Below are 9,332 nucleotides of genomic sequence, written 5' to 3' on the forward strand. Positions count from 1 at the left end.
AAGTTTTGCTCAGGGAGCGATGGTAATGGGCGAGGGGCTGGTTTGGGTGGCTCTTTGGCCGCCCCGCTCCAGGATCACCTCAACGAGGCCGTTGTTGACCGGCTGCATGTTGAAGGGCAGTTGCTGCTGGGTTTCGTAGAGGCCGGGCGCCACCTCCCGCATCTCCACCTCCGGCGTCACCCCGACGATGCGAAAAGCTGCCCGCCCCCCCGGATCCCCTCGCATCGTAACTTTGAGGATCTCGCCCATGCGCAGGTTGGTGCTGTTGGTGGTGACATTGAAAATCCGGGGCAGCCCAGCAGCGACAGGTGCGGAGACCGGCTGGATGGTGGAGCGGGTTCCCTTAGATCCATCGATTGCAAAAGGGAAGATCTCCCGGTGTTCCTGGCTGAGGCCATCCTTAGTGAGCACAATTCGCAAAACGGGGTTGCTGGCTTGGTGGGTGGGGGCCACCACGTAGGTGCCCTCGTAGTGGTGGGGTCGCACCTCCCGCATCGGCTGGTTCAGGGCCAAATTCCCCAAATCAAACTGGGCGATCCCCCCCGAGTCCCCCCAGATGGCAATGGTGAGAATATCCCCTTCCACCAGGTCGCGCTGGGGATCCAAGCGAATCGCCTCAATACGCGGATAGCGGTTGCCGACTGGAGCCAGAGGAGCAGGCTCAGGGGTGGCCGGTTGTGGCAGAGGGGATGGGGGCGGAAACACCGATTCCACCGGCGGGGGAGCGACATTGCCCAGGGCCAGTTGAGGGAGCCGCCGCTGAACGCGGGTCTCCCGTCCGTTGAGGCTCAGTTGGATACGAATATCGGGACTGAGGGCGCTGTCCTGAGGGCCAAGGGTGTAAACGGCGCGGTAATAGCCGGGCTGCACCTCCTGCATGGGCAAGCCCTGCACCAAGCTGCCGATATCCACGGTGGCCCTGCCGTTGGGAGTGGCCTGGGCCTCAACAGTCAGAGTTCCCCCTGGCGGCACCACTCCCGACTCAGGGGTAATCCGCGTTTGCAAGATTTCGGGTTGGACAGTCTTGGCCACCGGAGCAGGAGAGGGACGCAACTGCGCCACCGGAGCTGGCAAAGGCGGAAGCTGACCGCGATACACCAGCGCCTGGTGCAACAGCACCGCCCCCTCGGCTCGGCTGAGCACCCGATTGGGCCGCAGCCGGGCCGGATCCGGCACATTCACCAATAGCCCTGCTTCCCCTGCCATCGCCACAAAAGCCCGCCCCACCTCCGGCACCTCGGCAGCATCGGTGTACAGAGCCATCCAGCGCTCAATATCGTCCTGGTTGGGAGCAGGCAATTGCAGGGCCCGCACCAAAATAGCCAGGGCTTCCAGGTGGGTGAGATCTCCTTGCGGGCGAAACTCGTTGCCCTCGTACAGGCGCATCGCTCCCGCCTGCAGCACCGCTTGGGCCGTCCAATAGTCGGGGGTATTGGGCTCGAGATCCCGAATCTCTTGTACCTGGTTGGGGTTGGGGACGTAGCCGAAAAACTCCGTTAGCCACTGGGCCAATTCCAGACGAGTCAAGGTCGCCGACAGCGGCTCCTGGGTGAGCACCAGGTCCGTCTGGCGCTCCAGCGCTGCCACGTAGGCATCGGCCCAGGCCAGCGAGGCTTGCTGCTCGACCCCTTGCGACCAGGCCGGCAAGCTGAGGCTTGACCAGCCTAGCGTCCAACATAGGCCCAAGGCTAGGGGCCACGAGCACCGCATAGCTGTTACTCCTGTTCCGTTGACATCCCCTCAGAGCCAGCTTATCTCAAAGTTCCGCCGTGTCCTCAAGCCCTCGATGTCAGTCGCGATTGCGCCCTTTGGCAGTGGGATCCCCTACCCCAGGCGTTCCGGCTCACGCTGCCCTAGAGTTGAACTCAGAGGCTGTTAGGAGATCTTACCTATGCAAGGATGGGGCCTCGCTTGGCGGCAAACAGCTTGAGCAATTGTCTTGTAACTTGTAGCTGTGCATGCAACTCCTTATCATTGTGTTATAGACTCAAAGAGCCCTTTTGCCCCTAGTGCAGGGAGGAGTTTCATGGCTGGCAACACTGGAGAGCGACCTTTTGTCGATATTATTACCAGCGTCCGCTACTGGGTTATTCATGCCCTGACGATTCCCGCTTTGTTTTTGGCGGGTTGGCTTTTTGTCAGCACCGGCTTGGCTTATGATATCTTTGGCACCCCGCGCCCCAATGAGTATTTCACCGCAGAGCGGCAGGAGTTACCGATTGTCAGCGACCGCTTCAACGCTCTTGAGCAACTGGAAAAGTTAACTCGCTAGGAAAGAGCAGGGCCAGGCTGGCAACTCTTTAGTTGTTGCGATTTGTAAATCTATTTTGCGTTCCAAGATGCAGGATCTGGACTATGGCGACCAAATCTGTTAACAAACCTGACGAGCCTGTTTTCTACCCCGTTTTTACTGTCCGTTGGTTGGCGGTGCATACTTTGGCGATTCCAACCGTTTTCTTTTTGGGAGCTATTGCCGCAATGCAGTTTATTCAACGGTGAACCCCATGGCTGATCAACCTGAGAAGAATCCCAACACCCAGCCGGTAGAGCTAAACCGCACCTCCCTATACTTGGGCTTGCTGCTGGTGTTTGTGGTGGGGCTGTTGTTTTCCAGCTACTTTCTCAACTGAGACTTCACTTGTCTCTGGTCTTAAGTTGAGAAAAAGCTGCAGGGATCAATGTAGGCTTACCTTAGCCAGCCCTTGGTTCTCTTTGCAGACTACGGGTGCAACTTTTTAGACCTATCTTTTTCTTCTGGAGGCCAGTTGCTATGACTAGTCAGGCAAGGATCCCTCTGTGGATAGTGGCTGTGGTTGTCGGTTTGGGTGTGGTCACGGTGGTTGGGCTTTTCTTCTATGGCTCCTATACCGGTCTTGGAGCGCCCGTGTAGTTTAGACAAGTAGAGGAGGGCGAGGGGCAGTAATCTAGACAGACCCCTCGCTCTGTTTCGTTTCGGGGTATGCGGGTCAGCTAGAAACCGCGGGAGCTCCCCTGTACCCCCCTATATCCCCCCGCCCAGCCCCCCAGTCCCCCCGTATACGGGGGGACTGGGGGGCCGGGGGCCGGGCCGGTCAGTGACGGGAGGAATGCGGTCTGTTGATGTATAGTTACAGCATGCCCCAAGTCTTGACTATCAAACTGTTCGCGCTAGCGGGACGGAGTCCTTAGGTATCGGAGTCGCAAGCCGCCAAGCTGGATGCGACTCTGGACGCCTTTGTGCAGGCCTTGAACTGGGTGAATGAGAACACACCAGAGAAGATAGTCAACGCCGTCAAGCTCCAATCTCTCTGCTAGCGCGAGATTCGTACCTGCTTTGGGCTATCCTGGCACAACAGGTATGCAGACGGGTGGCAGGGTCGCGTAAGGTTGCCCGGCAACAGAACTGTCCGGTCAAGGCCTTCAAGGCAGGCTTCGTGACCTACGATGCCCGCATCTTTTCCTTCCGCGAGAACGACTGGACGGTGTCGCTGACCACCGTAGAGGGTCGGGAACGCTTTGAGTTGGCCATTGGCAACTATCAACGAGGGATGCTGGCCGGCACCAATCCCAAATCGGCCACGTTGGTCAAACGCAAAGAGGGTTCTCACTACATCCAGATTGGCGTCGAGCCAGACACCCCCAAGGCGATGGGGGTGGACTTGGGGAGGAGAGATATTGCCCATACCTCAGAGGAGGACAACTGGAATGGACAGCCGTTGAACCAGGTCAGAGACCACTACTTCTGGTTGAGAGCGATCCTCCAACAAAAAGCCAGTCAGGGCAGACGCAGTTCACGGCGGAGATGTCGGGAACTGCTGCAACGGCTGTCTGGTCAGGAGAGACGCTTGCAAACCTGGGTCAATCCCTGCATCTCCAAAGCGATTGTGTCGAGGGCGCAGGCCACCCACAGTTTTATTGCCCTGGAAGACCTGAGTGGCATTAGGGAGCGCACCAACCGACAGCCGCGCAGTTAAGATAGAGCGGCGGCGGTCGAATAGTTGGGCGTTCTATCAACTGAAGCAGTTTGTGCAGTACAAGGCGCTGCGGGCCGGGATCCAGGTTGGGGTGGTGCCGCCTGCCTACAGCTCGCAGACCTGCCACCCGTGCCTGTGGATTGGGCAACGGGAAGGGAAGCATTTTCGTTGTGTGAACTCGGTCTGTGGCTGGAAAGGGGATGCAGATTTTAACGGTGCCAACGTGATTGCATTATTGGGGGCTGCTGTAAACCAGCCCCCCTACCTCCCCCCGTATACGGGGGGTTGGGGAGCGGTCGGAGCCCGGTAGTTTACACATCTCCCGTGAAGGGGAAGGGTGGCTTTGACACTCCCACCCAGGGGATTCTTACGCAGCCCAAAGTGGACTCGCGAAGGCGCTGTCAAGACGCCTCTAGACAGTCCTTTGAGGCATAACCTCAAAGTTCTGCTTACTTCGGACTTAAGTTCCTCCAGGTTAGTTATTGCCACGCGGGTTTTGCACCGCAGTAGGTTGTTTTCCTGGAGAAGCTCTGTACTAATAACAAAGAAGCAACTAAAGTGGCTCAAGGGCTTTTCCGCCGCGTACTCAAGTACGGGGCTACCAAGCTATCCTCTTGTGTAAGAGCAACGTGGCTACAGAGAAACGTGTTGAGCCAGCACAGCAGTCAGATGTTCTCTTTCTTGAAACAGACAGCGGCGCGAGCTGCTCTGGTCAGCTTCGGCTCAATTTTGCTGGCCGAAATGGGCGATAAAACCCAGTTGGCCACCCTGCTCCTCAGCGCCCACTCGCAAAATCTTGGGGTGATCTTCTGCGGAGCTGCTGCTGCCCTAATCAGCACCAGCTTCATTGGGGTATGGGCGGGGGCTTGGGTAGCGCGAGTCATCCCCCCCCGCTGGATCAAAACCTCGGCAGGCGTGGGGTTCCTCCTGATCGGCCTATCTCTGCTCTGGGGATCCCTGCCCATAGCTGGCTGAGCAGAGGCCTTCAGGATGGCTCCGGCAAAGCATGTTACGATTAAGGACGCCTCGCACTCCACCTGAGTGCCTCACTTTATGCCGGACAACCGGTCAGGAAGACCAGCATGGCCAAAAAACGCAACCTGAAGCGGGAAAAAGCCGAGCGCAACCGCGAGTATGCCAAGCAGTTTCAGAAAAGTCGTGCTCGCAATAGCCGCCGCTTCCGTTCTGTTCCTCGGGATCAGGAGGCCAGCGCTGGCGAAGAACAGCAGCCGTGATGGCAAGTTCGTCGAGAGGCTCTGTTGACCAACACCCTGACCGGAGCTAGCCCAGCAAAGCTGCTATTGTAGGCAGGGGTGGGCTGGAGCGGATAGCCATGAAGTACCGACGTATTCTGCTGAAGCTGAGCGGTGAAGCCCTGATGGGGGAACGTCCCTACGGGATTGACCCCGAGGTCTTGCAGTCCATTGCCAGTGAAGTAGCCTCGGTGGTGCGGGCGGGCGTGCAGGTGGCGATCGTGGTGGGAGGGGGCAATATCTGGCGCGGGCGCAAGGAAGCGGCTGCCCAGGGGATGGATCAAGCTTCTGCTGACTACGTGGGGATGTTGGCCACCGTCATCAACGCCTTAACCTTGCAAGATGCCATCGAGCGGGCCGGGATCCCGACGCGGGTGCAGACGGCCATTGCCATGCAGGAGGTGGCAGAGCCTTACATTCGTCGCCGCGCCATTCGTCACCTGGAAAAAGGGCGGGTGGTGATCTTTGGGGCAGGCTCTGGAAATCCCTTCTTCACCACCGACACGACTGCGGCCTTGCGGGCGGCGGAGATCGATGCCGAGGTGATCTTCAAAGCCACCAAGGTGGACGGGGTTTATGACGCGGATCCCAAGACCCATCCTCAGGCCCGCCGCTACGATGTCCTCAGCTACCAGGATGTGCTTACCCGCGATCTGCGGGTGATGGACAGCACTGCCATCGCCCTCTGCAAAGAAAATCAACTACCCATCGTGGTTTTCGACTTGACCACTCCCGGCAACATCTACCGGGTGGTGCAAGGGGAGCCCATCGGCACTTGGATTGGACAAACAACTCCCAAGAGCAATGGGATCCCTGCCCGCCTGGCCCAGGAGAGCGGATCCTAAGTGGGATAGGCCGAGGCTACACTGGGGGTGGCCCTAACTGACCGGTGACGGCCTGAAGATCTCTTCTGGCCACGCTAACCTGGCCAGAGGATGTGCTGTCGCGATGTGGAGGGGAAGGCGATGACCGATCACCGCGATCCCGCCTCGCCCGAAGGCCTGATCGCCCAAAGTGCTCCGCCCCGCTGCCGCCAACGCTGGGGTCGCCGTCTAGTGCAAGGCTTAGCTTTCCTGGTGGCCTTGGCCGTTGGATTTGGCTACTGGCGCTGGCAGACCTGGCTTCAGCCGCTGGATGGCCCAGAGCCAATCCAGGTGGTGATCCAGCCGGGCAGCAGCAGCCGTTTAATCGGGAAACAACTGCACCAAGCGGGGGTGATCCGCTCTGCCTTGGCCTGGGAGCTGTGGAGCCGCACCTTTGGACGCGACTGGCTGTTTCAGGCAGGTACCTACGCTTTGGATCCCAACCAAGACATGCTATCCGTAGCCCGACAACTGCGGCAGGGCCGGATTCTGCAGCGGCGGCTGACCATCCCGGAGGGCTGGCGGATCGAGCAGATGGCGGCGGCCTTGGCGGAGCGCAACTGGTTGGCAGCCGATGTTTTCATCGCCACGGCCCGCGTGATCCCTCCCCTCGATTGGCTGCCCCCCAGCTTGAACTCCCTGGAAGGCTACCTCTTCCCCGACACCTATCTTTTTCCTGTCGAACAGGTGGAGGGATCCCTGCCGGATCAGCAAAAAGCCGAGATTGTCATCAACGCCATGCTGCAGCGGTTTGCCGCCGTGGCCCTACCCCTGTTTCGCCAGCACACTACTTCCCTCTCCTTGCATGAGTGGGTTACCTTGGCCAGCATTGTGGAGCGGGAGGCCGCCGTGCCGGAGGAGCGTGCCTTAATCGCGGGCGTCTTTTTGAACCGGCTCAAAAAGGGAATGCCCTTGGGAGCCGATCCGACGGTGGAATATGCCCTGAACATCCAGCAGACGCCAGATCGCCGCCTCACCCTTGCCGAGGTGCGTACCCCCTCCCCCTACAACACCTACCTCACCCCCGGCTTGCCCCCTGGCCCCATCGCCAGTCCGGGCTTGGCCAGCCTCAAAGCCGTTTTGGAGCCTGAGGAGACCGATTACCTCTACTTTGTGGCCCGCTACGACGGCACCCATGTTTTCAGCAAGACCCTAGCCGAGCACGAGGCAGCTCAACGGCAAATCCTCCGCGAGCGGCAGGGATCCCCGCCCACTTCGCAATGAGAAGGTCAGGAGCATTGGCAGTTGGTGGCTGAAAAGGTTCTCGATGGTACGCAAACCTTGGTTCAAGCTCCTGCAACCGGATGTGGTGGTGGCCGGCACTGTCTTGCGGCTGCGGGCAGAAGATCTGTTGGCCTGGCAGGTGAGGGGCGTCATCTTCGACGTGGACGACACGCTGGTGCCGATCCGCCAGGCTGAGGTGGATCCGGCTGTGGCCGCCTGGCTGGAGCAATTGCGCCCCCACTTTCAGATTTGGCTGGTGAGCAACAACCTCAACCGCAACCGCATTCGCCAAATCGGCGAGAGCTTGAACCTGCCTTCCATTCACGGCGCCGGCAAACCCTCGCGGCGCGCTCTGCGGCGGGCTGTGGCGCAAATGAACCTGCCGGTGGAGGCGGTGGCCATCGTGGGCGATCGCCTGTGGACGGATATCCTGGCGGGCAATCGGCTGGGCTTGGTTACCGTATTGGTCAACTCCCTCCTGCCCAAGACTCTGGAGAAGAGCCCTGCGGCCATCCTGGATCCCCGCGTTTGAGAGATTCTTTGGACAACCTCACCCCCGTCCCCTCTCCCAGAGGGAGAGGGGAGCTAGGAAATAACGTAACGAGCCGTTTCATTTTTGAAATGACTCTATAGGTTGTCAGGGGGTGGCGCATCCGCAAGTTGAAATCGAGAGACAGCTTGCAGAACTGACCCATCTGCCCAAGTTTTTTGTAGAGTGACGGCAGTGAGCCGGCTCCGGCATTGGGCCCGCCGGGTGGCGGTGTAAAGGCAGCGTCAAATTCAAAGGTTAAGCATGCAAACCATCCCTGTCGTCAAGTCCGCCATGCAACGGGTGAAGTCCATGATGCAGAAATCGCTGCGGTCTGTTCCCATCTCTCACCGTCCCAAGTCTCTGTTGATATCCCAGGGACGGAGTTTAATTAAGCTGAGCAGCCTGCTGGCCTTGCCCTTGCTGGTCTCGGCATGGCCCGCTTGGGCCTTGACCTTGGTGGCCCGTCCGGATCTACGCAGCCTCAAACGGGCACAAGTCATTCGGGTGGTCGATTACAACACCCTGGTTGTCCAGCTCGAAGGGGACTTGAATTTGCGGCTGGTGCAACTGATCGGGATTGCTCCTCTGCCGGCAGAGCTCAATCCTACGTGGACGAAGCTGCGCGGGCAAACCCCTCTGCCCATCTCCAATGCTGGTCAATACCTGCAGACGGCTTTGCTGGGGCGCGAGGTTTTCTTGGAGTTGGATCCCGCTCTGGCCCCCACCCCCACCCTGCCTGCCTACGTTTGGCGGGCCAATACCCTCATCAACCAGGAAATGCTGTTTTTGGGGCATGGCCTACTGTCGCCGCAAACCAATGGCCTCAAGTACGGCGTCATTCTCAAAGAGGCAGCCAATGCGGCAAGGCAACAGGGGCGCGGCTATTGGACGCCCTATGGCCCTCGCTAGAGGGAAGCCAAAGACAGGTCCAGAGCCGCCTGGCCCTTGGGGATGGCTCTCAACTTCAACAAACAGTTTCAACGGCTCTTCGGGAGAGCCGCTCCACCCCAGATCCCGTCCAAAAGGCGGGAGCGAGCCGTTCTCTCGAGATTGCTCACCTTTTGTATTTTCTTAGTATTTAGCCTGCTTATATATGATGATCTCAGGCGGGCTTTCGATCCTGGGCTGCCGAGTTCGCTGGGTTGGAAGGGATCCCGCTGGGTGATTTGGAGTTCCCTATGGCGGATGAACTGCCGTTTACCCTGGATCAGCTCCTCATCGTTCAGGCGATTGCGCAGCAGGGGAGTTTTCGGCGGGCTGCGGAGAGCCTGTTTGTCTCCCAGCCAGCGGTCAGCTTGCAGGTGCAGAACCTGGAGCGACAGTTGGGAGTGGTGTTGTTTGACCGCGGCGGGCGCAAGGTGGAGCTGACGGATGCGGGGCAGGTGTTGCTGCACTACAGCGAGCGCATCCTCAAGCTCTGCCGGGAAGCGGTTCAAGCTCTGGCCAATTTGCAAGAGATGGGAGGGGGGCACTTGGTTTTGGGGGCCAGCCAAACGGTGGGCACCTA

Annotated in this window: 12 protein-coding genes and 1 pseudogene; 12 read left to right on the top strand and 1 reads right to left on the bottom strand. The window is 59.2% G+C overall.

Going from position 1 to position 9,332, the window contains the following annotated elements:
• Window positions 1–9: 9 nt before the first annotated feature.
• The gene (locus NW846_RS10135) at window positions 10–1,710 is read right to left on the bottom strand and encodes an S-layer homology domain-containing protein (protein WP_099812837.1); all 1,701 of its coding nucleotides are present in this window, start codon (window positions 1,708–1,710) and stop codon (window positions 10–12) included.
• Window positions 1,711–2,026: 316 nt separating this feature from the next.
• Between NW846_RS10135 and psbE the strand changes: the two genes are divergently transcribed.
• The 12 genes and pseudogenes from psbE to NW846_RS10195 all read left to right on the top strand — a co-directional run.
• Complete coding sequence (psbE, locus tag NW846_RS10140; RefSeq protein WP_011431225.1) at window positions 2,027–2,272, top strand: cytochrome b559 subunit alpha; 246 nt, start codon at window positions 2,027–2,029, stop codon at window positions 2,270–2,272.
• 83 nt (window positions 2,273–2,355) lie between these two features.
• Window positions 2,356–2,499 (top strand): cytochrome b559 subunit beta, encoded by a 144-nt coding sequence (psbF, locus tag NW846_RS10145; protein WP_011431224.1) that lies wholly within the window; start codon window positions 2,356–2,358, stop codon window positions 2,497–2,499.
• A gap of 5 nt (window positions 2,500–2,504) precedes the next feature.
• Window positions 2,505–2,630: a photosystem II reaction center protein L gene (locus tag NW846_RS10150; RefSeq protein WP_011431223.1), complete on the top strand. Its 126-nt coding sequence runs from the start codon at window positions 2,505–2,507 to the stop codon at window positions 2,628–2,630.
• Window positions 2,631–2,770: 140 nt separating this feature from the next.
• The gene (locus NW846_RS10155; RefSeq protein WP_011431222.1) at window positions 2,771–2,890 is read left to right on the top strand and encodes a photosystem II reaction center protein J; all 120 of its coding nucleotides are present in this window, start codon (window positions 2,771–2,773) and stop codon (window positions 2,888–2,890) included.
• A gap of 302 nt (window positions 2,891–3,192) precedes the next feature.
• Window positions 3,193–4,263: pseudogene (locus NW846_RS10160) on the top strand (RNA-guided endonuclease InsQ/TnpB family protein).
• A gap of 359 nt (window positions 4,264–4,622) precedes the next feature.
• Window positions 4,623–4,928 carry a TMEM165/GDT1 family protein gene (locus tag NW846_RS10165; RefSeq protein ID WP_099812838.1) on the top strand — a complete coding sequence of 102 codons (306 nt, stop codon included), beginning with the start codon at window positions 4,623–4,625 and terminating at the stop codon, window positions 4,926–4,928.
• A gap of 107 nt (window positions 4,929–5,035) precedes the next feature.
• Window positions 5,036–5,188 carry a hypothetical protein gene (locus NW846_RS10170; RefSeq protein WP_011431218.1) on the top strand — a complete coding sequence of 51 codons (153 nt, stop codon included), beginning with the start codon at window positions 5,036–5,038 and terminating at the stop codon, window positions 5,186–5,188.
• Window positions 5,189–5,286: 98 nt separating this feature from the next.
• Entirely contained in the window at window positions 5,287–6,051 is a 765-nt protein-coding gene (pyrH, locus tag NW846_RS10175) for a UMP kinase (RefSeq protein WP_011431217.1), read from the top strand.
• 120 nt (window positions 6,052–6,171) lie between these two features.
• The gene (mltG, locus tag NW846_RS10180; protein ID WP_414346999.1) at window positions 6,172–7,293 is read left to right on the top strand and encodes an endolytic transglycosylase MltG; all 1,122 of its coding nucleotides are present in this window, start codon (window positions 6,172–6,174) and stop codon (window positions 7,291–7,293) included.
• Window positions 7,294–7,336: 43 nt separating this feature from the next.
• The gene (locus tag NW846_RS10185; protein ID WP_011431215.1) at window positions 7,337–7,825 is read left to right on the top strand and encodes a YqeG family HAD IIIA-type phosphatase; all 489 of its coding nucleotides are present in this window, start codon (window positions 7,337–7,339) and stop codon (window positions 7,823–7,825) included.
• Between the two features lie 261 nt (window positions 7,826–8,086).
• The gene (locus tag NW846_RS10190; protein ID WP_011431214.1) at window positions 8,087–8,734 is read left to right on the top strand and encodes a thermonuclease family protein; all 648 of its coding nucleotides are present in this window, start codon (window positions 8,087–8,089) and stop codon (window positions 8,732–8,734) included.
• Window positions 8,735–9,003: 269 nt separating this feature from the next.
• Window positions 9,004–9,332, top strand: a 329-nt coding sequence (locus NW846_RS10195; protein ID WP_414515902.1) for a LysR family transcriptional regulator, incomplete at its 3' end; no start/stop codon positions are given.

The sequence above is a fragment of the Synechococcus sp. W60.3 genome, from assembly GCF_047502615.1.
GTDB lineage: Bacteria > Cyanobacteriota > Cyanobacteriia > Thermostichales > Thermostichaceae > Thermostichus.

What these genes read in the sequence shown, in the direction of transcription:
- psbF (WP_011431224.1), top strand. Translation starts at nt 2,356, where the DNA reads ATGGCGACCAAATCTGTTAACAAACCTGACGAGCCTGTTTTCTACCCC.
- mltG (WP_414346999.1), top strand. Translation starts at nt 6,172, where the DNA reads ATGACCGATCACCGCGATCCCGCCTCGCCCGAAGGCCTGATCGCCCAA.
- NW846_RS10185 (WP_011431215.1), top strand. Translation starts at nt 7,337, where the DNA reads ATGGTACGCAAACCTTGGTTCAAGCTCCTGCAACCGGATGTGGTGGTG.
- pyrH (WP_011431217.1), top strand. Translation starts at nt 5,287, where the DNA reads ATGAAGTACCGACGTATTCTGCTGAAGCTGAGCGGTGAAGCCCTGATG.
- NW846_RS10155 (WP_011431222.1), top strand. Translation starts at nt 2,771, where the DNA reads ATGACTAGTCAGGCAAGGATCCCTCTGTGGATAGTGGCTGTGGTTGTC.
- NW846_RS10190 (WP_011431214.1), top strand. Translation starts at nt 8,087, where the DNA reads ATGCAAACCATCCCTGTCGTCAAGTCCGCCATGCAACGGGTGAAGTCC.
- NW846_RS10170 (WP_011431218.1), top strand. Translation starts at nt 5,036, where the DNA reads ATGGCCAAAAAACGCAACCTGAAGCGGGAAAAAGCCGAGCGCAACCGC.
- psbE (WP_011431225.1), top strand. Translation starts at nt 2,027, where the DNA reads ATGGCTGGCAACACTGGAGAGCGACCTTTTGTCGATATTATTACCAGC.
- NW846_RS10165 (WP_099812838.1), top strand. Translation starts at nt 4,623, where the DNA reads ATGTTCTCTTTCTTGAAACAGACAGCGGCGCGAGCTGCTCTGGTCAGC.
- NW846_RS10150 (WP_011431223.1), top strand. Translation starts at nt 2,505, where the DNA reads ATGGCTGATCAACCTGAGAAGAATCCCAACACCCAGCCGGTAGAGCTA.
- NW846_RS10135 (WP_099812837.1), bottom strand. Translation starts at nt 1,710, where the DNA reads ATGCGGTGCTCGTGGCCCCTAGCCTTGGGCCTATGTTGGACGCTAGGC.